The sequence below is a fragment of the Bacteroides sp. GD17 genome (assembly GCF_038448625.1).
Classification (GTDB): Bacteria; Bacteroidota; Bacteroidia; order Bacteroidales; family Bacteroidaceae; genus Bacteroides.
Genome location: NZ_JBCEZS010000023.1, coordinates 1 through 21,018 on the forward strand (window position 1 = coordinate 1; position 21,018 = coordinate 21,018).

Consider the following 21,018-nt stretch of genomic DNA (forward strand, 5'->3'; position numbering starts at 1 on the left):
GTACTCTTATGGGCAATGCCCCCTTGCCTGATGCCTGCATCCGGGCCACTCGGCACTGAATACGTTGACAAATCATGCAAAAGAAGCAAAACTTAAAACACTTCAACATCATGCAGAAATATAAACTTGTGAAACGCGGCAATCCCTCCAAACCGGATGCCCCGAAGAAATGGTACGCTATCCCCGTGTCCTACGAGGCACAGAGCGTGAAGGTAATGACCCGTGCCGCCACGGAAAACACCACTACAGCCCCCATCGAGCTGGAAGGTTCGCTGGAACTGCTGGGTGAGTATGCCAAACAGCAGTTACTGCAAGGTCATACCGTGCGTGTGGGCAACCTGGGCACCTTGCGCATCACCTTCAAGAGCGCAGGCGTGGACGACATCACAACGTTCAATGCCGGACAGATGATACGCGAACCTCGCATCATCTTCACTCCTTCGAAGGAGCTTCGCGACTCGGTGGTCAAGAACCTTCAGTTCCAGAACGGCGGCGTGCTCGAAGATGGTGTCAGCTATACCTCGCTTTCGGACTATAAGCGGGCGAAAGGCATCACCGGCGGCGGCAGCGACAATCCCGGTTCGGGTGGCAATCCGGGCGGCAGCGGCGGTGGCAACGATGGCGACCAGAGCGAGAATCCTTTGGGATAAAGCGGTAAACGCATCGCTGTGAGCGAAAAGACAGAAGGCTGAATCTATCGAAAAGATTCAGCCTTCTTATTTAATATGAGGTGTCAGAACTCTGAATGACAGTTACTCCGTAATCGTCAACTCTTTAATAATATGCGAAGCTCCCGCATATTTCTCTATAATGAACAGCGTGTAGCGGATATCCACACAAGCTGCACGCTGAGAAGAGGGGCGGAAAGCGATGTCGCCCGTCAAGCCTTCGTAGTTGCGGTCGAAACCGGTTCCTATCAGCTCTCCCTTGGCATTGAATACCGGGCTCCCGGAGTTGCCGCCGGTATTGTCGGTATTGACGATAAAGCAGATGGGCATTTCTCCGTCGGGCATGGCGTAGCGTCCGTAGTCCTTGGCCTGATACAGTTGCTTCAGCCTGGCAGGAACAACGAACTCCCAGTTGTCGGGATCTTCTTTCTCCATGGCACCCTTCAGCGTGGTGTAGTAACCATGTTCCACACCGTCGGCAGGCGAGTAGGGGAGCACTTTGCCGTAAGTCAGGCGCAGCGTGGAGTTGGCATCCGGATAGATGGGAAGACCAGCTTCCTGCTTCATATCCATCATGCCGCGAACCCATACTTTGTGTGCGGCATCGTAGTTCTTGTTGGCATCCATCATGGCGATGGCGGTTTGCAACAAGCCGTCGGTGATGGAATATTTGAACAAGACCATCCAGTCGCTGCTGATTTTGTACAAGCTGGGTTTGCGGATGAACTTGGCAAAGTTTTCTTTATTCCCGAAGATGGAATGCTCGAAGCATGCGTCGACGAATGCATCGCTGTTTCCCTTGAAGCGCTTGTCTATCATGCGGAAAATGCCGATGCGCTGTTCGGCAGGAATGTACTGCATATAGGTTTGCAGCATCTTCTTGCCTACCGTGCGCTCCACTTCGGGGAAGGGAACGGAGGCGAAATAGCTGTCGGCAGCTGCTTGCAGGCTATCGGCTGCCGCCCGGATGCGCGCTTTATCCTTGCTCTTCAGGGCAGCCGTCAGACCGGCGGTACTGGGGATGCGCATGAAGTCGAGCCCCGTGACCAGCGCTTCCTGAATGGCTTGCTGGTGATAGAGTGCGGGGCGGCGGTGCTGCACAATGCTGCGTATCTGGTCGAAGGCTTTCTGGTACGAGTCGTCTCCCTTCTCGCGTCCGCGGGCCAACAGCGCTTCTTGCTGTGTGCGCTTGGTATCGAGTACCTTCAGGCGGACAAGACCTTCGTTCATGCCGATGGCATTCTTCCAATAGTTGGCGGACGAGGCGTACTTGCTGGCGTAGTGGATGCGTACGGCATCGTCTTTCAGCATCTGCTCCATCAAGGCCTTCTGGCGGACGTCGCGCACGTGGTGACGCATGAAGTTGGTGGTCTGCATGCGCTCTTCCACTTCGTCGGAGATCATGTAGCGCCAGTTGCGTCCGGGGAAACCCATGACGAAGGTGAAGTCGCCTTCGCGGTAGCCGGCCAGGCTGATGGTGAGGTGCTTCTTCACTTTCAGGGGGACGTTGGCAGGGCTATAGCCGGCGGGCTGTCCGTTCTTGTCGGCATAGATGCGGAACAGGGAGAAGTCGCCCGTATGGCGTGGCCACATCCAGTTGTCCGTGTCGGCGCCGAATTTGCCGATGGAGGAGGGAGGGGCGCCCACCATGCGGATGTCGCTGTAGGTGGTCTTTACGAACAGGTAATATCTGTTTCCGCCGTAGAATGCCTTCAGTTCCAGCTTGCGGCCGGGAGTCAGGGTGATGTTTTGCGCGGTGGCAAAACGGTCGGCTACTTTGGACAGATATTTGGGGGACAGATAGTTGGTGCCGTTCGGGTCGGGATCTGTTTTCAGCTGTTCGTTCACGTAATCCGTCACGTCCAGTATCTGGTCGATGTAGGTGATGGTGAGTCCCCGGCAGGGAAGCTCTTCCTCACGGGACATGGCCCAGAAGCCGTCCGTCAGGTAATCGTGCTCCACGCTGCTGTGCTGCTGGATGGAGCCGTAGCCGCAGTGATGGTTGGTAAGTACCAGTCCTTCGGCGGAGATCACTTCACCGGTGCAGCCGCCACCGAAGTGTACCACGGCATCTTTCAGGGCAATGCCGTCGGGGTTGTAAATCTGCTCGGTGGGTATCAGCAGTCCTAATTCCGTCATGGCGACCTCGTTCTGCTTCTTGAGGTCGGTGAGCATCCACATCCCCTCGTCGGCAAGTGCCGGCAAGGTGGTGAATGCGAGGGCTGTTAACAGTAAGAGTTTCTTCATAGGGGGAGATTATTCTACGATGGTCATTTCATCAATCAGATGTTTGCAATTTCCCAGCTTATCGAGGATGAAGAGCACGTAGCGGATATCGAGATTGATGCAACGCTGCTTGTTATCGTCGAAGTTGATGTCTCCGCTCAGCGACTCCCAGTTACCGTCGAAGGCAGTACCGATGAGCTGGCCTTCGCCGTTGATGACGGGGCTGCCGGAGTTACCGCCGGTGATGTCGTTCGTCGTCAGGAAGCAAACCGGCATGGTGCCGTCTGCCATGGCGTAGCGGCCGAAGTCTTTGTTCAGGATCAGTTCTTTCAGCTTGGCGGGAACTACGAACTCGCTGTCTTCGGGGTTCTCTTTTTCGAGAATACCGTCCGTCGTGGTGTAGTACTTGTAATATACGGCATCGCGCGGGCTGTATGGCTTCACATTGCCGTAAGTCAGGCGTATGGTGAAGTTGGCATCCGGGTAAGAAGGCACCGGCTGTTTCATTTCGCCCAATCCGCGGATGTAGGCTTTATGAAGCAGGGCCAGGTCGGCGCTTGCTTCCTGGTATGCTTTGCTTGTTTCCACCAGCTTTTCGAGCTTGGAACGCGAATAGGCTGTTGCAGGATCTTTTTCAATCGCTTTTACGGTAGGCTTCTTCATGAACTTGTCGAGGTTCTCGCGGTTGGAGAGGATGGAGTTGTCATAAATGTCGTCTACGTATGCGTTGTAGTCACCTTTGAACTTGGTCTGAATGGTTTGGTAGAAGTCGGGCAGTTCGTCCGGTTGCAGCGCTTTGGCAAGGGCGGGCAAGATGGCTTTGGCCACGGCACGGTCTACTTCATGGTCGTAGTCTTTATTGTGAACGTCCTTGAAAATCTTTTCCAGCTGTTCCTTTGAAACCTGTAGCAGGGAATCGTTCTTCTCTTCCAGCGCCTGCTTCATGTTATCCATTATGATGTACGGGCTTCCGAATTCGATGGCTCCGCTCAATGCTTCGCGCAGGTAGCCGAATTGGCGGTTGAGGGGAAGCCTTTTCTCCACGATGGCGTCTATTTTCTCTACCACACCTTCGTATTCGGGCTTCCCTTTGGCAAATTCATTGAAGTTCTTCTCTTGTTCGGCCTTGGCACCCAGCACGTTGTTGTCAACGATGGCTTTGTTCATTCCGATGGAGTTTTTCCAGTAGTTGCTGCTTCCGGCAAACTTGTTGGCATATTGGATGCGGGTCTTGTCGCTGGCAGCCATTGCGTTTCTCAGCACTTCCAGGCGGACTCCGCGCATGTCAATCATGGGCTGGTTCTGGGCTGCCATGCGCTCCTTCACTTCCGATTCCGTCAGGTAGCGGCTGGTGCTTCCGGGGAAGCCCATAATCATGGCATAGTCATTCTCTTGCAATCCCTTGATGGAGATGGGCAGGTATTTCGGGGTCTTCAAAGGCACATTGTCGGCAGAATATTCGGCAGGTTCTCCGTTTTTGTCGGCATAGATGCGGAACATGGAGAAGTCGCCCGTGTGGCGCGGCCACATCCAGTTGTCCGTCTCGCCGCCGAACTTGCCGACGGAGGAGGGAGGGGCAGCTACCATGCGCACGTCGCTGTATACTTTATAATATACTAAGTAATATTTGTTTCCGGCATAATAAGGGAGAATCTCTTCTTCGATGCCCGGCTTTCCTTTCAGGTCGCTCTTCTCCAGTTGTTCTTTGGCTAATTTGCGGAGGAAAGGGCGGGTCATGGCATGTACCTCGTCCACTTCGCCTGCCTTGATTTTTTGGTTCACCAAATCGGTGGCATCCTCAATGCGGTGAACAAAGCGGAATTTCAATCCCGGGGTGGGCAGCTCTTCGCTACGGTTCATAGCCCAGAAGCCATCGGTCAGGTAATCGTGCTCCACGCTGCTGTGTTGCTGGATAGAAGCGTAACCGCAGTGGTGGTTGGTCAGGATCAATCCTTCGGGAGAGATAATTTCGCCGGTACAACCGCCACCGAAGATACCTACGGCATCTTTCAGCGATACGCCGTTCGGGTTGTACAAGTCATCGGCTTCGAGCTTCAGCCCTTGCTTTTTCATCATATCGATGGAGTTCTGCTGCTTCATCAGTTGCAGCAACCACATACCTTCGTCTGCATGTGCAGAACCGATTGTCAGTGCAGCAACGGCTGCAATCAAACATTTCTTTACTGTCAAATTCATGTTGTTTCTCTTTACTTATTTAATTGTTGTTTTATTATTTGAATTCTCCTCTTCGAATGGCTTCCATAATGTTGGCAGGCGGGCGCTGGTTCATCAGCTCGTTCTTCATGAAATCCATGTAGGGGGCTACGTGTTTGAAGAATTTGTGATATCCGGCGCAGAGATAGTTAAGCCTCGGTTCACCGCTGGCAGTATGGGCAAAACGGTTCTTGGGGCATTCGCCGTTGCAGGCAAACAGCCATTCGCATTCCCGGCATTGGGTGGGTAGCGACTGTTGTTTCATCAGTCCGAAGGCCTGCTGCTCCTTGCTGTACATCATTTCCACCAGCGTCTTCTGATAGATATTGCCCAATTTGTATTCGGGAAATACAAAATGGTCGCAGGCATATACATCTCCGTTGAACTCCATCACTCCGGCATGTCCGCAGGTCTTTGCCATGGAGCAGACGCCCGGTTGTTCGCCTATCCAGTTGGCAAGGGTGGAGTCGAACAGTTGGATATAATAGGTGCCTACATCCTGCTTCACCCATTCGTCGAACAGGGCACAAAGGAAGTTTCCCCATTGCTCCGGGCTGACGGAGAAATCGGCCAGTTCCGTACTCTTCTCTTTATCGGCCAGAGAAGCGAGGTGGCGTCCGTCCCGGTGTGAGGAAATGCGCTCTACGATAGGGGCAAACTGAATGTAGTGGCAGCCCGTTTCTTTGAAGAAGTTATAGAAATCCAGCGGATAGTCTGCATTGTAGTCGTTCACTACCGCCATTCCGTTCCATTCCACACCGTGCTTTTTCAGTAGGTTAATGCCTTGCATCACTTTCAGGAAGGACGGTTTTCCTTGTTTGTTCTTGCGGTATTCATCATGAAACTCTTGCGGGCCGTCGATGGAAACGCCTACCAGCCAGTTGTTTTCTTTGAAGAACCGGCACCATTCGTCGGTTAGCAGCGTACCGTTGGTCTGTATGCAGTTGTCTATGGTTCGTCCGCGGGCATACTTTTTCTGAAGTTCCATGGCCCGTTTGTAGAAGGCCAGCGGGCGCATCAGGGTTTCTCCTCCATGCCAGGTGAACAGTACCTGGGGCATGGTCTGCGAGTTGATATATTCTTCGATGAACTTCTCCAGAAGTTCGTCGCTCATCACGTGCTTGGGGTTATCTCTATATAGTTTGGACTTCTCCAGATAATAGCAATAATCGCATGCCAGATTGCATAGAGCCCCCACCGGTTTCAACATAACATAGAGAGGCTTGGCAAAAGGAGCGTAGGTTGACATGTATATTTTTTCTATTTTTATAATTTGTAATTGTGCAAAAATACATAAACCCAATGAAAAATCCTTTCTTTCTATCCGGTTTATAAGGATTATTAATACCTTTGCTGCGTGTAAATCAAAAATCGTTTCCTGCATGATTAGAATGAGTGTGAACCGTATTTTGCCTCTTTTGCTTTTGCTTGTGTTCTTTGCCTCTTGCAGCCGTAAGTATAAGATAGAGGGTAGCTCTTCGGTAACCAGCCTTGACGGAAAGATGTTGTTCCTTAAAACACTTCAGGACGGACAGTGGGTGGCTGTCGACTCGGCAGAGGTTATCCATGGCTTTTTTAAGATGAACGGCCCGGCAGACTCCATTATGATGGTGACGCTCTATATGGACCATGAAGGTATCATGCCGCTGGTTCTTGAAGATGGAAAAATCACAGTATCCATTACCAATACCCAACTGGTGGCCAAAGGCACTCCGCTGAACGATAAGCTCTATGAATTTATCGACAAACGCAACGCCATGGAAGTGGAGATTGAAGAGTTGGAACGTAAAGAGGCGCGCATGGTGCTCGATGGTGCCAATCTGGAAGATGTCCATGAGCAGTTGGCCAAGGAAGGCGAGGCACTTGTCAAAGGAATGAACGATTACGTCAAGCAGTTCATCACCGATAATTTTGAGAATGTATTAGGTCCGAGTGTTTTTATGATGATGTGCAGCACATTGCCTTATCCGGTTATGACTCCGATGGTAGAAGACATTATGAAAACCGCCCCCCAGTCTTTTAAAGAAACTCCGTTGGTGAAAGACTTCCTCACCAAAGCCAAAGAAAACATGAAGTTGTTAGAAGAGCATCGCCGCATGGAGCAGAATGCATCGGCAGGAAACCGATAGCCGGGCGCTATCGGTCTTGATCTTCGTTTTTCACCATTCCCCTATGTTGTTCCGGCAATGCACTTTCAACGGTTGCATAGGCTTCTGCCATGGTAGCTTTGATATTATCCACACCTTTTCCTTTGGGAGGAATCGGGTCGTGAATGGTCAGTATCATACGATGGCGGTGCACCCATTTCCCGGTACGCGGCAGAATTTCGAACGAACCGTCGATGGTGACGGGCACTACTTCCAATTGCAATTCATCTGCCAATTGGAAGGCTCCTTTCTTAAAGTAACCCATGTGTCCGGTGAAGGTACGCGCACCTTCGGGAAATACGACCAGTGATACTCCATTCTGCAAAGAAGATTGTGCCTGGCGCATGGTTGCCAATATCTTCTTGGGGCTGGAACGGTCTACGAATATATGTCCTGCACTCTCGCAGGCTTTTCCTACGAATGGGAGCTTCCGCAAACTTTTCTTCATCATCCACTTGAAGTTTCTGCCAAGAAAGCCATAAATGAGGAAGATGTCGAATGACCCCTGATGATTGGGCACGAAAACATAAGAGGTATGTTTCCCCAGTTTTTCCCTTCCGCGTACTTTTACAGGAATAAGCAGTATGTAGCAAATAAGTTGCGACCATATTTTGCCGGGATAATATCCCCATACATGTGCGCCTCCAATCAGAGAACCAATGATGGTGACCAATGCGGTAAGAATAGTTAGTACCAATAGGATGGGCAGCGCAATGCAAATCTGGTAAATAATGTAAAGTATCTTCATGGGTGTTGGATTTTCAATCATGCAAATATAGGAATTATCATCAATTACTCCTTTTATATTAGCATATTTCTTTTACGTTTCAATCCTTCCGCAGTGTCAGTACCGTAATCTCGGGCCATGCTCCGAAACGGAAAGGTAATCCTACATACCCGATACCAATATTTACATACAAGGCGCGATTCCCTTCGTAATACATTCCACGCCATTCAGGGTAAAGAAGTTCGGCCAGGGAGTGCCCGAATAATATACCTTGCATGGCATGTGTATGTCCTGCAAGCATTAATGCGATATTGGATTTTGGTAATACTTCACGCCTCCAATGTGTAGGGTTATGACTCAGCAGTATCTGGAACATGCCGTCCGTGCCCTGTATCGCTTTGGATAGGTCTGCAAATTGCGAGAAGGGAGGCTCACCGTCATTCTCCACACCGATAAGCGCTATACTGTCACCTTGGTGATGGAGAACCTCATGCTCGTTATTCAGTAGCTTCCAGCCCATTGCCTTTTGCTGTTCTTGCAGGTAAACCATGTTCTGAGCTTCGGCTTCGGGAGAACTCCAATGGTAATAATTTCCATAATCATGATTGCCCAGAATAGAGTAAACCCCGTCCGGTGCATGCAGTTGGGCCAGAATTTCCTGAAAACCGTCTATCTCATGGCTCTGCTGGTTCACCAAGTCGCCGGTAAAGACGATGAGATCGGGCTTTTGGGCATTGACCAAATCGACGAGGTGTTTGATGGGTTCGGGATTGCCTTGCCAACTGCCGATGTGTATATCTGAAAGTTGGAGTATGCGGTAACCGTCGAATCCTTTTGGAATATCGGCAGAATGGTATTCTACTTCTTTCACCTCGAAACGGGTGGTGCCGAAGAAAGTACCGTAACCGATATTAAAGAAACTGATGACGGCCAGCACCAACCCAATAGCAGTAAACGGGCTGCGTGGACAGCGGCGTATGATGGCATGTACCAACACTCCGATCAGGGAGCAAAGCATGAATATGGTCTTGGGAACAACGAACAGAATGATGGCAATAGCCAGTCTGCCTATGCCTTGCGTATGATTGGACATGGCATTGTCGCCCGTCAGAAACATAAAGTAGACATAACCTGCTATCAACAAGGCAGTGGGCAGCCAATACAGGCTACGCAGAAATACATTTTTTGTTTTACGTACGATATATACCAAGTAGATATATATATCGGGAATGAGGAGGAATAAGATGAAAATTAAAGTTATTCGGTACATATATCTTTCAATTCTTCGATGTTCTTCTTAATGTTGTTGAGATGTTTATAGATTACTTTCTTATAAAGAATATAGATTATCAACGCATCAAATACCACAAAGAATGTGATAAGGACGGCTTGTGTGCCGGCAGAGGCCAGGTGATATTCCATTACCCAATAGTTAAGGGCATTGAAGAGCACTATCCATACGGAAATGGCGATCACTTCGTATCGGGTCCATTGGCGGAAGGCAGTCATGCGGCGGCTTACTTCGGCCACACTCATTTCGTCGATATGCGTTGCCTTGTTCCAGCGGTAAGTTTTCCAGTCCCACCATAGACCTGCAATGATACTGATGGCAATAAATGCCAGGAATGCAGCTATTTTTCTTTGTATTTGTTCATTGAATCCGAAAGTAGGCAACAGCAACCATATCAGGAGAAGAACGGCCAGCCCGACGGCACCGATTCCAATGGAGAAGCGTTGCAGGACTACGATGCGCCCCAGGCTCTTGCGGGTATTGTTCTTGTAACCGGCAATCAGTTCCGTAATTTGCTTTTCGTCAGCAATCGGTTCCTTCTGCAACTGTGCATCCAGTGCATTCCATGATTTTTTCAGTTCATCCAGTTCCATATATTATTCCTCCTTGTTCATTTTTTTAAGTTTGTCTTTAATGCGGCTGAGTTTGGTGGCTACGTTGGTTACGGTCAGTCCGGTAATTTCGGCTATTTCGTCGTAACTTTTCTCTTCCAGATAGAGCAGGATAATGGATTTCTCCAATTGTCCCAGCCGGTTGATCATCCGGTAGAGTTGCTGTAGCATGGCTTGTGTCTCGTCAGTTTCTTCCGTCCGGTCGGCCTCTTGGGTGAGGGTCACGATTTCGGGAATGTTCTTTTCTTTTCGAATAAAGCTGATGCAGGTGTTCAGTGAGATTCGGTAAATCCAGGTTGACATCTTGCACTCTTTGCGGAATTTAGGAAATGCTTTCCATAAGTTGAGTACCACCTCCTGATACAGGTCGTTGAGGGTAGCATTGGGCGTGGTGTACAGATAGCACACCTTGTATATGACACGCTCATACTCCCGTACTGTGGACACAAACTCTTGTTCTACATTATCCATTTTCTTTTAGCTTCTTCGAATTGCTTTTGCACTGTTAGTCGCAGAGGAGAGCGATAAATCACAGTGTAAAAGTATAAAATTTATTTAGGCAGATTGGCTGCCAGGAATTTCCGCATCTCGTTGACGGGCATTCCGCGGCGCCGGGCATAGTCTTCCAACTGGTCTTCTCCTATTTTGCCGACTGCAAAGTAGCGGGATGCGGGATGTGCCAGCATAAGTCCGCAGACGGAAGCGTGCGGATGCATGGCTCCGTTCTCCGTCAGGGTGATGCCTATTCTTTTCATATCGAGCAGTTCGTCCAGTATGAAATTTACCGATTGGTCGGGCAGGGAAGGATAACCTACTGCCGGGCGGATGCCTTGATAATTTTCTATCAGCAATTCCGGTATGGAGAGTGCTTCGTCGGGGGCATATCCCCAGGCTTCTTTGCGCACATGCTCATGCATTTTCTCTGTGACTGCTTCGGCAAGGCGGTCGGTCAGCGTCTGGACTAGCAGATGTTTGTACGGATCATCCTTATAAAATCCTTCGGTCTCTTCACTGATGGAGGAAGCAAAGAGTCCGATAGTATCGGGGATGCCCGAGGAGACCGGACGTACAAAGTCGCTCAGGCAGAGGAAAGGAGTGCCGTCGGGATGCGGGGTCTGCTGGCGGAGCAGGGGGAAAGTGATCCCTTCTATCAGGAGGTTGTCTCCGTCTGCATTTGCCTGGCAGAGTCTGAAGATGCACTGGATGGTTATTTTCCCGTCCAGTTGATTGAGCATCCGGTTGGCTTCCTTGAACAGCTGCATGGCCTCTGCAGCCTTGGCACGCTCTTCTTCGGGAAAGGCGGCGAGCCAGGAGGCACGGCAAGCATCGCAGCCATGAATATTGGCTATGGCTGCGAAACGTGGCTGAAAGCCCCAGGCATGAAAGAAGTAAATCCAGTTGATATACGGACTTACCTCACGGACAGGATAGTTAAGAATCACAGGTTGGGAATTTATCATTGATTGCTGTCCATTAATCGTTGAACCTCAGTTCTTCGCCGCGGTAACTTTCGTCAACAACACCGTCGCTGTAGATCAGATGTCCGTTGGCAAAGGTCTTTTCTACTTTCCAGTTGAAGGCGAAGTCTTCCAACGGGCTCCAGCCGCATTTGCTCAAAATATCATCGGCAGTTACCACCCACTCCCAGTCGTCGGCGGGACGCACCAGGACAAGGTCTGCATGATAACCCTCGCGGATATAACCGCGTTCTTTGATACGGTATATCTGGGCGGGAGCGTGACACATCTTTTCAACAATGGTTTCGATTTTGAATACTTTGTCCCCCATTAGCTCCAGCATGCTGATGAGCCCGAATTGTATCATCGGCATGCCCGACATTGCTTTCAGGGTACCTCCTACTTTCTCGGAAAGCAGGTGTGGAGCGTGGTCGGTGGCAATGGTATCTATCAGACCGGAGTTGACGGCGTTGCGCAAGGCATCGCGGTCGGTTGCACTCTTGATGGCAGGATTGCATTTGATGCGTGCACCAAACTTCAGGTAGTCGCTCATTGTAAAAAGCAGATGAGGAATACACACTTCAGCTGTGATACGCTTGTCGGAGAGTGGGAAGTCATCGAACAACTGGAGTTCCTTGGCTGTGGATACATGAAGTATGTGCAACCGGGCATCTGCAAGCTTTGCCAACCGTACAGCCAGTTCGGAAGAAGCGAAGCAAGCTACCGATGAACGGATGCGCGGATGCTTGCTGATGGGGATATCGTCTTCTCCGGCAAACATTTTCTTGTATCGGGCAATGTTATCTTTGATAGTCTGCTGGTCTTCGCAGTGGGCGGCAATCAGCATATCTGTGCCGTGAAAGATGTTCAGCAGGCTGTTCATCTTGTCCACCAGCATGTCGCCGGTACTGGAACCCATAAACAACTTGATACCGCAGACGCGCTGCTTGTCCAGCTTGCTGAATTCGTTATAGTTGGTATTGGTTGCTCCGAAGTAGCAGGAGTGATTGACGATACACTTCTCGTTCAGCAGGTCAAATTTTGCATTCAGCGCATCCAGTGTAGTAGTTTGCGGATTGGTGTTGGGCATATCCATAATGGATGTTACACCTCCCGCAGCGGCTGCACGGCTTTCGGTGAGAATGTCCGCTTTAGCAGTCAGTCCCGGATCGCGGAAGTGTACATGTTCGTCAATGATGCCGGGCAGCAAGTAACACTCGGAAGCATCGATGATTTCGTCACAAGGTGCGGAGATAGCGGTACGGTGTGGTGCTACTTGGGCAATACGCCCGTTTTCTATGACTACGGAACCACGGAAGATTCTTCCTTCGTTGACTATCTTTGCATTACGTATCAGCGTTCTCTTCATTTTTTTTTGATAATTGATAGTGGATAAATGATAATGGATGATTAACGCTCCATTGGCTTTGGATATTTATGGAACCAGCTGTCCCATTTCAATCGTATGACTCCGAATACGGCTTCACCGAATATGCTGCTGTTCATCTTGGAAGTGCCCAACTCGCGGTTGATAAAGATGACGGGCACTTCCTTGACCTTGAAACCGCATTTGTAGGCAGTGAATTTCATTTCTATCTGGAAGGCATATCCTTTGAAGCGGATGCCGTCCAGGTTGATGGTCTGCAACACCCGGCGGCGGTAGCATACAAATCCGGCTGTCGTATCATGGATGGGCAACCCTGTGATGAGGCGCACATATTTGGAGGCAAAATAAGACATCAGCACGCGTCCCATCGGCCAGTTCACCACATTGACACCGCTGACATAACGCGAGCCGATGGCTACGTCGGCACCTTCTTGGGCACAAGCCTGATAGAGACGTGGAAGATCCTGAGGATTATGGCTGAAGTCGGCATCCATTTCGAAGATGTACTCATACTCGCGTTGCAGCGCCCATTTGAAGCCGGCAATGTAAGCAGTGCCCAAACCAAGTTTTCCTTTACGTTCTACCATGAACAGGCGTTCGGGGAATTCTTGTTGTAAAGTCTTGACTATGGCGGCTGTACCGTCGGGCGAACCGTCTTCGATGACAAGGATATGAAAACCATGTTCCAGGGCGAAGACGGCACGGATTATATTTTCTATATTTTCCCGTTCGTTGTAGGTGGGGATAATGACAATGCTGTCTGGTGTCTGCATATTCATACACGTGGGGATTCTAATTGGGAACAAATGTAATGCTTTTCTATTATTTACGGATAAAACTAAGGATTATTTATGTATTTTTGCGGCGGAATTACCATCATATCTGTTATGACTATCACCGAACTGCAACAATGCTACGCCGCTCATCCCAATGTGGAGGCTATAAGCCGGCTGCTTAAAAATACTTCTGTCCGTCATCTGTACTGTGGGGGCCTGTGCGCTTCTGCCGCTTCGCTGTTTTCGTCTGTACTGGTGCAGCGGGCAGAGTGTCCGTTTGTCTTCATCCTCGGCGATTTGGAGGAAGCCGGCTATTTCTACCACGACCTGACGCAGATATTGGGCGGGGAACGGGTACTGTTCTTCCCGTCTTCTTTCCGCCGCGCCATCAAGTACGGGCAAAAGGATGCTGCTAATGAGATACTCCGTACGGAAGTGCTGAGCCGTTTGCAGAAGAATGAAGAAGGGCTTTGCGTAGTGACTTATCCGGATGCGCTGGCAGAGAAGGTGGTTTCCCGCAAAGAGTTGGGAGACAAGACGCTGAAACTGCATACGGATGAACGGGTGGACATGAACTTCATCACAGAAGTGCTACGCAGTTATGGTTTCGAATATGTGGATTACGTGTACGAGCCGGGGCAATATGCCGTGCGAGGCAGCATCATAGACGTTTTCTCCTTTTCTTCCGAATGTCCTTTCCGTATCGACTTTTTCGGTGATGAAGTAGAAAGCATCCGTACTTTCGAGGTGGAGACACAGCTTTCCAAAGAGAAGAAGGAGAGCATCGTGATAGTTCCCGATTTGAGCCATAGCCTTGAAAAAGGAGGAAGCGGAGGGATGGTATCTTTTCTTGATTTCCTTCAGCCCGATACGGTATTGGCGATGCGTGATTTCCTTTGGCTGCGCGAGCGTATTCAGACAGTGCACGATGAAGCGCTTACCCCGCAAGCTATTGCAGCCCGCGAGGCCGAAGAGAATGGAGCGATAACACTGGATGGCAAATTGATTGATGGGGGAGAGTTTACGTTGCGTGCGCTCGATTTCCGCCGAATGGAGCTTGGCAACAAGCCCACCGGTACGCCGGATGCTACCATTTCATTCAATACCACCGCACAACCCATCTTTCACAAGAATTTCGACTTGGTGGCGGAGAGCTTTCAGGAGTATCTTGCCAAGAACTATACCCTGTATATTTGTAGCGACAGTCTGAAACAGACCGACCGTATCCGTGCCATATTCGAAGATCGCGGAGATAATATCTCTTTCACTGCAGTGGAGCGCACTTTACACGAAGGTTTTGCCGATAACACGTTGCGCCTCTGCATTTTTACCGATCATCAGCTGTTCGATCGTTTTCATAAATACAACCTGAAGAGTGACAAGGCACGTAGCGGTAAAGTAGCTCTTTCATTGAAAGAACTGAACCAGTTTACTCCGGGCGATTATGTGGTACATACCGACCACGGTGTGGGGCGCTTTGCCGGACTGGTGCGCATCCCCAACGGAGATACTTCCCAGGAGGTGATGAAACTGGTCTATCAGAACGAAGATGTAGTATTCGTTTCCATCCACTCCCTGCACAAAGTTTCCAAGTATAAAGGGAAAGAAGGGGAGGCTCCCCGCCTCAATAAGTTGGGTACCGGTGCGTGGGAGAAACTGAAAGATCGTACCAAAACCAAAATCAAGGATATTGCCCGCGATTTGATAAGACTTTACTCGCAGCGACGCGAGGAACAAGGCTTTCAATATAGTACCGACAGCTTTCTGCAACGGGAGTTGGAAGCTTCTTTCATCTACGAAGATACCCCCGACCAAAGCAAGGCAACTGCCGACGTGAAAGCCGACATGGAAAGTGCCCGCCCGATGGACCGCCTTGTTTGCGGTGATGTAGGTTTCGGCAAGACGGAGGTAGCTGTGCGTGCTGCTTTCAAGGCAGTAGCCGATAACAAGCAAGTGGCTGTATTGGTGCCTACTACGGTGCTTGCTTACCAGCACTTCCAGACTTTCAAGGAGCGCTTGAAGGGATTGCCTTGCCGGGTCGATTATCTGAGCCGTGCCCGTAGTGCCGCACAAGCCAAAGCTGTTATCAAGGGACTTGCCGAGGGAGAAGTGAATATCCTCATCGGCACCCATCGCATTCTGGGCAAAGACGTGAAGTTCAAAGACCTCGGCCTGCTGATTATTGACGAAGAACAGAAGTTTGGCGTTTCCGTAAAGGAAAAGCTTCGCCAGTTGAAGGTAAATGTCGATACGCTGACAATGACCGCCACGCCTATTCCCCGTACTTTACAGTTCTCACTGATGGGTGCGCGCGACCTCAGTGTCATTCAGACTCCGCCGCCCAATCGTTATCCCATCCAGACGGAAGTGCATACGTTTAATGAAGAAATCATTGCCGATGCCATCAACTTTGAGATGAGCCGCAACGGACAGGTGTTCTTTGTAAACAACCGCATCTCCAACCTGGTAGAACTCAAAGTGATGATCGAACGTCACATTCCCGATTGTCGTGTAGCCATCGGCCATGGGCAGATGGAGCCGGCCGAACTGGAAAAGATAATCCTCGATTTCGTGAATTATGATTACGACGTGTTGCTTGCCACTACTATTATAGAGAGTGGCATCGATATTCCGAATGCCAACACCATTATCATCAATCAGGCACAGAACTTCGGTTTGAGCGACTTGCACCAGATGCGCGGGCGTGTAGGGCGTAGCAATAAAAAAGCATTCTGTTACCTGCTGGCGCCTCCTTTGTCTTCGCTTACTCCGGAAGCAAAACGCCGTTTGCAGGCTATTGAGAACTTCTCCGATTTGGGTAGTGGCATCCACATTGCCATGCAGGACCTCGACATCCGCGGTGCAGGAAATATGCTGGGAGCCGAACAGAGCGGTTTCATTGCCGACCTTGGTTATGAAACTTATCAGAAGATACTTTCCGAAGCCGTGCAAGAACTGAAGACCGACGAATTTGCTGAACTTTATGCTGAAGAGTTGAAGGCTGAGGGAGGTGTTATCAGTGGCGAGCAGTTTGTTGATGAATGCCAGGTGGAGAGCGATCTCGAACTTCTGCTTCCTGCCAACTACGTGACAGGCAGCAGCGAGCGCATGTTGCTCTACCGTGAGCTGGACGGTCTGACGCTGGATAAGGATGTAGCAGCTTTCCGTTCCCGCCTCGAAGACCGCTTCGGTCCTGTTCCCCCCGAGACAGAGGAATTGTTGCGCATTGTTCCTTTGCGTCGTATTGCCGCTCGTCTTGGTGCGGAAAAGGTGTACCTGAAGGGAGGACGTATGTCACTGTTCTTTGTCTCCAATCCGGACAGTCCGTACTATCAGAGCCAGGCATTCGGCAAGGTCATTGCTTATATGATGCAATACACCCGTCGGTGCGATTTGCGCGAACAGAATAACAAGCGGAGTATGCTGGTGAAGGATGTAAGGACGGTAGAAGAGGCGGTTTATGTGTTGCAGGAGATTGTGGGGATGCAGACGGAATGATAAAATTGGCTCTTGGAATAAAGTCATAGTATATTTGTTTTGTCGAAATATTCTTCATAACTTTGTGTTACTTAAATATTTGTTATATGAGGAGTCTTAATGAATATATCGAAATAATAAAGAAATGTAGCGATGTACTACGTTCTTATTTTGGAGTCACTTCTTTACGTATATTCGGCTCTGTTGCCCGTAATGAACAAAATGAAGATAGTGATGTGGATGTATGTGTGGATATGAAACCTAACTTATTTCTGCATGTAGAACTGAAGAAATATCTGGAAGAAAAGTTTGGTTGTCCGGTAGATGTGATCCGTCTTCATAAAAATATGAATGAGTTTCTTAAACGTCAGATAGAGAAAGATGGAATCCTTGTCTCCTTATAAGAAAGAAATAGCTTTAGGTATTTTAAAGCAAATTGAAGAGGCTATCGTGCGTTTGCAAGAAAGAACTTCGAATATACATAGTGTGGAGATTTTTTATTGTCTCCTACTGGTATGGAGAAACTGGATGCAGCGTGTATGTTGCTTATTGCGATAGGAGAGAGCCTTAAAGGTTTTGATAAAGTTACCGAGAAAAGTGTATTAACTACTTGTCCGCAAATTCCTTGGAGTAGTGTTATGGGAGTTCGGGATATTATTGCTCATCACTATTTTAATGTGGATGCAGAAGAAATCTTCGATATTGTCCATAATGAATTACCGGCTCTTTTGGAGGCAATCCGCTATTTTATTCAAGAATTATCTCCCGAACTGCACTGCAAATCCTAAATTAAAGAACGTAATGTTATTTTTGAACCAGCTGTGGTCAATGCCGTCGTCATATCCGTCTGTATTGTAAAGACGGGCATCAGGGTTGGCAAACCAGTCTGCCGTGAGCATATCGGCACGCAACATGCCCGATAGTTTCCTGGTGATACGAAATTCATACCCCATTCCTAATGATATACCGCAATATCCTCTTTGAAAACGATGCCCGTTTTGTGTTCCCCGTTTGTATGTTCGCTCCTGATAGTTCATATATCCGATACCGAAGGATAGGAATGCCCCTTGGTTTCCGTTACTCCAAAGATTGCGGAAGATGATGTTGGGACGTATGTAGTGCAGGTGCATCTTGTCCGGTGAGTGTGCTATCCTCAAATAATCGTACTGAAGCCCTATAGCAAAGCTCGGAACGAAGTAATAGCGTCCTTCAGTCATAAGGTTGTAACCCACCTGATTGCCGTTCTTGCTGAAGAAGTCGTTACGGTTTCCTTCTACATGGGGCAGTGCCAGACCACCGCCAAGTATGATGCTGTAGTCTTGCGGCAGATACTCTTGGGCTTGTAAGCTTGTTTTTAGACAAGTCAGGAGGATGAAGTATAGAAGGAGCAGTCGTTTCATTGTGGATATGTGAAGTTACATGATACAAATATAGTCAATTTCTGCACAGTTATTCCGGATTTTCTTCACTTTCTATGCAGAAAATGACATTCTGTGAGGTTACATGTCTTCAAGAGTCGGGCAAGCAGTCTCTGTCATCATAACATGATCCATAGTCAATTTCTACCATTATGTCATAGCAAAATAATTTTAGTTCACGCTTTCCTGAATGCATCGTACTATAAGAGCATCACCGCTCCAACGATTCTTCATTCCCCAACCGTCTGCACCGGCTACAAATGTAGATTGTATATCAACCGTAGCCACATATATTCCTTTTCCAATATAAATATATTGTGTTGCAGTGGCCGGATATCCGGCAAATCTGAGAAAAGTCTTTGAATTAGCATCTGTTTTATCACATTGCAACAAGATGCCACCTTTTGCATATTCGTTCGCAAAGTTTGGCTGTGAGTTATTGCTCACAAAAGTTGTCACTTCATTTACTGTCGGTACTCTCCATCCTGCCGGTGATGGATCATCAAAAGTCTTTGTTGCATTCCATGTCTGACTACGATTGCTGCACCAATGTTGAGTGTTTCCATCATAAGGAGAAATTATCTCCTCCGGGTGTTTATAAGCATCTCTTATACTCAGATTTTTATAAGTACTTTTGGGAACGATTACATGTACACCATCCGCTTCATAGCGATTCAATACATTTTTTGGGGGACGGTTGGCGCTGATAGTGATGTAGTAGCGCGTATCAAAGTTATTAAGGGATGTATAACTGGCTGGCAGGGGATCTTTACGCCCTTTTTGGAAGTGCAGGCATTGAGTTCGGGAAGCGGTATGAATATCTTGAGGAGTGCTTGATAGTCCTTCATAAGCGCCCAAATTGCGATCCATAATCGGAGCATATGTATTAGAAGAAGTTCTCAATTTGAACTTCCGTTTATTTTCCGGCGATAAAATACTTTCGCTGCCGGTAGCATCCGGATTATAGTCCGTTACCCATACATGCCAACTCCAAAGAACCTCATCGTTTGTATCATAAGCTGCAATAACGCCGCTGCCCCCCGTAGTGCCCGATGCTACACGACAGTAAATGCGGCATTGATTTTCGGCAGTAGCCGCAGTAGTAAGATTCTTTCCATTGTTATCCTTGATGTCGACAATATTCGTATGGTCATCGTCGCTGTTTACTATTCCCATTGTCGGTTCTCCCAAATCTCCATCTTCTTTGAGTTGCCACAACAGCTTAACGTATTTTATTCCATAAGTAACTGTTGAATTGGAGGTCGTGCTACCACTTGAGATCCAACCGGTGAGTTGTGTATTTATAATATCACTGCCATTCTTCCGGAACATAAACGGATCGAAACAAAAGCTACCTCCCGGTGCCACCATAAAGCAATTGGCGGTAGGCACAAAGTTATCATTATTCTCCGAAGCGGGGATAGGGTCAACGTAAGTCACGCGGCGGTCGCTTGTAGGGATTGTGGTATGGGTGAATTTTACATCGTAGGTGTAGTCTGTATTGCTTTTAATGCTGAAGTTATTCGGATTGTCATCACCCAGATAGATACGATAATTGAACTTATTCTTTGCATCATTATCATTCACTGCTACAAGTGTCAGATACGAACTGCCGGGAGAGGCATTATCTTTAAAACGCAGTAATTCAGAAGATACGGCAGGATTATTCTTACGTACATTGGCAGGTGCCCAAAAAGAATAAGTGCCGTCGGTCTGATGGGCTGCCATGTCATAATCCTTTGCCTCCAAGGTAGTATATTGTTCCATTATTCCGGGATAAACTCCGTCTGTATCAGGATTGGGAATGTAGTTGAAGTAAAGCGGAACACTTTGCAGAAAGAGTTGCTTCAAGGTATAATTAGAACCGCCTACCGATACATTATAATTCCACTTCACCGTTACTTTGGCTGCCAGCCGTTTCAACAACAAACGCACATCGTTGGCACCTACCGTTTCCACATCCGGGCTTTGCAGTTTCCCGTCCGAAGTAATCTTCACGTGTTTCAGATGGAGCACGTATGGCATCTTGTTCATTTGTTCTTGTGTGGTGCCCGATGTCGGGATGGCATCAATGACATCCCGGTCGAAAGAGATGGCTTGCACAGCAGCGAGGTTTCCGTTAATTCCGGGCGTGGTAACGTTTTTTCCTCTTGCAATGATCACCAGCTGGCAATCGTCAGAGGCAGTCAAAGAAAGCGGCAGTGCGGTGCCAATGTCCGTTTTTCCGGCTTTATAATAAACACTTCCACTTTCACTTCCGTTCGCATCCAACTGATTCCCACTCTGATCGAACTGTAAAATATGCAGCTCATACAGCCCGTCAGGAGTCACATTCGCCGCACGGGTAGCGGCCTCTTTCTGCAGTTCCGCACTGAACGCCTGCCGCCTGTCGGCGCCGGTATATGTACGTGTAGCTCCGTTTTTCCCTGCTGCATTTTCCTCCGGTGCAAAGCCCAGACTGATGGTTACATCTACCGATTCATGTCCTCCTTCGGGACCGGGATTTGTTTCTATCCGGTCTTCACATGCCGATGTGCCGCATATCAGGCATGTAGCACATAACCATAACCCTAATCGCATATATATTCCTGTCCTGCCCATATCTTCGTTCATTTTTAC

The 21,018-nt window shown here is 48.7% G+C and carries 17 protein-coding genes; 5 read left to right on the forward strand and 12 right to left on the reverse strand.

Translation table 11 applies throughout. The features are described 5' to 3' along the window. Window positions 1-110 precede the first annotated feature (110 nt). A complete protein-coding gene (locus AAE250_RS22500) occupies window positions 111-650 on the forward strand; it encodes an HU family DNA-binding protein (RefSeq protein ID WP_342289445.1) in 540 nt (179 codons plus the stop codon). Window positions 651-752: 102 nt separating this feature from the next. Here the strand turns inward: AAE250_RS22500 and AAE250_RS22505 are convergent, their stop codons facing one another. Genes AAE250_RS22505 through AAE250_RS22515 form a run of 3 tightly spaced genes read right to left on the reverse strand, consistent with a single transcriptional unit; the run spans window position 753 to window position 6,357 of the window. Continuing rightward, a complete protein-coding gene (locus tag AAE250_RS22505) occupies window positions 753-2,915 on the reverse strand; it encodes a S46 family peptidase (RefSeq protein ID WP_342289446.1) in 2,163 nt (720 codons plus the stop codon). A gap of 9 nt (window positions 2,916-2,924) precedes the next feature. Beyond that, window positions 2,925-5,090 (reverse strand): S46 family peptidase, encoded by a 2,166-nt coding sequence (locus AAE250_RS22510; protein WP_342289447.1) that lies wholly within the window; start codon window positions 5,088-5,090, stop codon window positions 2,925-2,927. A 34-nt stretch (window positions 5,091-5,124) separates the two neighbouring features. Then, the gene (locus AAE250_RS22515; RefSeq protein ID WP_294602872.1) at window positions 5,125-6,357 is read right to left on the reverse strand and encodes an anaerobic sulfatase-maturation protein; all 1,233 of its coding nucleotides are present in this window, start codon (window positions 6,355-6,357) and stop codon (window positions 5,125-5,127) included. A gap of 133 nt (window positions 6,358-6,490) precedes the next feature. Here AAE250_RS22515 and AAE250_RS22520 point away from each other — a divergent pair, with 133 nt between their 5' ends. Then, window positions 6,491-7,237 (forward strand): DUF4369 domain-containing protein, encoded by a 747-nt coding sequence (locus tag AAE250_RS22520; protein ID WP_294602874.1) that lies wholly within the window; start codon window positions 6,491-6,493, stop codon window positions 7,235-7,237. Between the two features lie 7 nt (window positions 7,238-7,244). On the opposite strand, the gene AAE250_RS22525 is transcribed toward AAE250_RS22520, so the two are convergent. The 7 genes from AAE250_RS22525 to AAE250_RS22555 all read right to left on the reverse strand — a co-directional run bounded on the left by AAE250_RS22525 (window position 7,245) and on the right by AAE250_RS22555 (window position 13,507). Beyond that, window positions 7,245-8,003 carry a lysophospholipid acyltransferase family protein gene (locus AAE250_RS22525; protein ID WP_294602877.1) on the reverse strand — a complete coding sequence of 253 codons (759 nt, stop codon included), beginning with the start codon at window positions 8,001-8,003 and terminating at the stop codon, window positions 7,245-7,247. Window positions 8,004-8,082: 79 nt separating this feature from the next. After that, window positions 8,083-9,252 carry a metallophosphoesterase gene (locus AAE250_RS22530; protein ID WP_294602881.1) on the reverse strand — a complete coding sequence of 390 codons (1,170 nt, stop codon included), beginning with the start codon at window positions 9,250-9,252 and terminating at the stop codon, window positions 8,083-8,085. Then, the gene (locus AAE250_RS22535; protein WP_294602884.1) at window positions 9,240-9,866 is read right to left on the reverse strand and encodes a hypothetical protein; all 627 of its coding nucleotides are present in this window, start codon (window positions 9,864-9,866) and stop codon (window positions 9,240-9,242) included. Before AAE250_RS22535 ends, AAE250_RS22530 begins: the two co-directional genes overlap by 13 nt. Before the next feature lie 3 nt (window positions 9,867-9,869). Next, window positions 9,870-10,355 (reverse strand): RNA polymerase sigma factor, encoded by a 486-nt coding sequence (locus tag AAE250_RS22540; RefSeq protein ID WP_294602887.1) that lies wholly within the window; start codon window positions 10,353-10,355, stop codon window positions 9,870-9,872. Between the two features lie 80 nt (window positions 10,356-10,435). Beyond that, window positions 10,436-11,344, reverse strand: coding sequence for a vitamin B12 dependent-methionine synthase activation domain-containing protein (locus tag AAE250_RS22545; protein WP_294602891.1), 909 nt, complete (start codon window positions 11,342-11,344; stop codon window positions 10,436-10,438). Between the two features lie 13 nt (window positions 11,345-11,357). Further along, window positions 11,358-12,710, reverse strand: coding sequence for a dihydroorotase (locus AAE250_RS22550; protein WP_294602898.1), 1,353 nt, complete (start codon window positions 12,708-12,710; stop codon window positions 11,358-11,360). Window positions 12,711-12,751: 41 nt separating this feature from the next. Continuing rightward, window positions 12,752-13,507, reverse strand: coding sequence for a polyprenol monophosphomannose synthase (locus AAE250_RS22555; protein WP_294602901.1), 756 nt, complete (start codon window positions 13,505-13,507; stop codon window positions 12,752-12,754). Window positions 13,508-13,615: 108 nt separating this feature from the next. On the opposite strand from AAE250_RS22555, the gene mfd reads away from it, so the two are divergent. The 3 genes from mfd to AAE250_RS22570 all read left to right on the forward strand — a co-directional run bounded on the left by mfd (window position 13,616) and on the right by AAE250_RS22570 (window position 17,769). Further along, the gene (gene mfd, locus AAE250_RS22560; protein ID WP_294602904.1) at window positions 13,616-17,002 is read left to right on the forward strand and encodes a transcription-repair coupling factor; all 3,387 of its coding nucleotides are present in this window, start codon (window positions 13,616-13,618) and stop codon (window positions 17,000-17,002) included. Window positions 17,003-17,088: 86 nt separating this feature from the next. Then, entirely contained in the window at window positions 17,089-17,385 is a 297-nt protein-coding gene (locus AAE250_RS22565) for a nucleotidyltransferase family protein (protein ID WP_294602906.1), read from the forward strand. Between the two features lie 111 nt (window positions 17,386-17,496). After that, window positions 17,497-17,769 carry a HepT-like ribonuclease domain-containing protein gene (locus AAE250_RS22570; RefSeq protein WP_294602909.1) on the forward strand — a complete coding sequence of 91 codons (273 nt, stop codon included), beginning with the start codon at window positions 17,497-17,499 and terminating at the stop codon, window positions 17,767-17,769. Here the strand turns inward: AAE250_RS22570 and AAE250_RS22575 are convergent. Then, entirely contained in the window at window positions 17,740-18,381 is a 642-nt protein-coding gene (locus AAE250_RS22575) for a hypothetical protein (RefSeq protein WP_294602911.1), read from the reverse strand. The genes AAE250_RS22570 and AAE250_RS22575 overlap by 30 nt on opposite strands. Before the next feature lie 189 nt (window positions 18,382-18,570). After that, a complete protein-coding gene (locus AAE250_RS22580) occupies window positions 18,571-21,012 on the reverse strand; it encodes a DUF4906 domain-containing protein (protein WP_294602913.1) in 2,442 nt (813 codons plus the stop codon). Window positions 21,013-21,018 lie beyond the last annotated feature (6 nt).

Bases quoted from the DNA above. Each gene is read 5' to 3' on its own strand.
- mfd (WP_294602904.1), top strand. From the start codon at position 13,616: ATGACTATCACCGAACTGCAACAATGCTACGCCGCTCATCCCAATGTG.
- AAE250_RS22565 (WP_294602906.1), top strand. From the start codon at position 17,089: ATGAGGAGTCTTAATGAATATATCGAAATAATAAAGAAATGTAGCGAT.
- AAE250_RS22510 (WP_342289447.1), bottom strand. From the start codon at position 5,090: ATGAATTTGACAGTAAAGAAATGTTTGATTGCAGCCGTTGCTGCACTG.
- AAE250_RS22505 (WP_342289446.1), bottom strand. From the start codon at position 2,915: ATGAAGAAACTCTTACTGTTAACAGCCCTCGCATTCACCACCTTGCCG.
- AAE250_RS22500 (WP_342289445.1), top strand. From the start codon at position 111: ATGCAGAAATATAAACTTGTGAAACGCGGCAATCCCTCCAAACCGGAT.
- AAE250_RS22545 (WP_294602891.1), bottom strand. From the start codon at position 11,344: ATGATAAATTCCCAACCTGTGATTCTTAACTATCCTGTCCGTGAGGTA.
- AAE250_RS22580 (WP_294602913.1), bottom strand. From the start codon at position 21,012: ATGAACGAAGATATGGGCAGGACAGGAATATATATGCGATTAGGGTTA.
- AAE250_RS22515 (WP_294602872.1), bottom strand. From the start codon at position 6,357: ATGTCAACCTACGCTCCTTTTGCCAAGCCTCTCTATGTTATGTTGAAA.
- AAE250_RS22525 (WP_294602877.1), bottom strand. From the start codon at position 8,003: ATGAAGATACTTTACATTATTTACCAGATTTGCATTGCGCTGCCCATC.
- AAE250_RS22550 (WP_294602898.1), bottom strand. From the start codon at position 12,710: ATGAAGAGAACGCTGATACGTAATGCAAAGATAGTCAACGAAGGAAGA.
- AAE250_RS22535 (WP_294602884.1), bottom strand. From the start codon at position 9,866: ATGGAACTGGATGAACTGAAAAAATCATGGAATGCACTGGATGCACAG.
- AAE250_RS22575 (WP_294602911.1), bottom strand. From the start codon at position 18,381: ATGAAACGACTGCTCCTTCTATACTTCATCCTCCTGACTTGTCTAAAA.
- AAE250_RS22520 (WP_294602874.1), top strand. From the start codon at position 6,491: ATGATTAGAATGAGTGTGAACCGTATTTTGCCTCTTTTGCTTTTGCTT.
- AAE250_RS22555 (WP_294602901.1), bottom strand. From the start codon at position 13,507: ATGAATATGCAGACACCAGACAGCATTGTCATTATCCCCACCTACAAC.
- AAE250_RS22570 (WP_294602909.1), top strand. From the start codon at position 17,497: ATGGAGAAACTGGATGCAGCGTGTATGTTGCTTATTGCGATAGGAGAG.
- AAE250_RS22540 (WP_294602887.1), bottom strand. From the start codon at position 10,355: ATGGATAATGTAGAACAAGAGTTTGTGTCCACAGTACGGGAGTATGAG.
- AAE250_RS22530 (WP_294602881.1), bottom strand. From the start codon at position 9,252: ATGTACCGAATAACTTTAATTTTCATCTTATTCCTCCTCATTCCCGAT.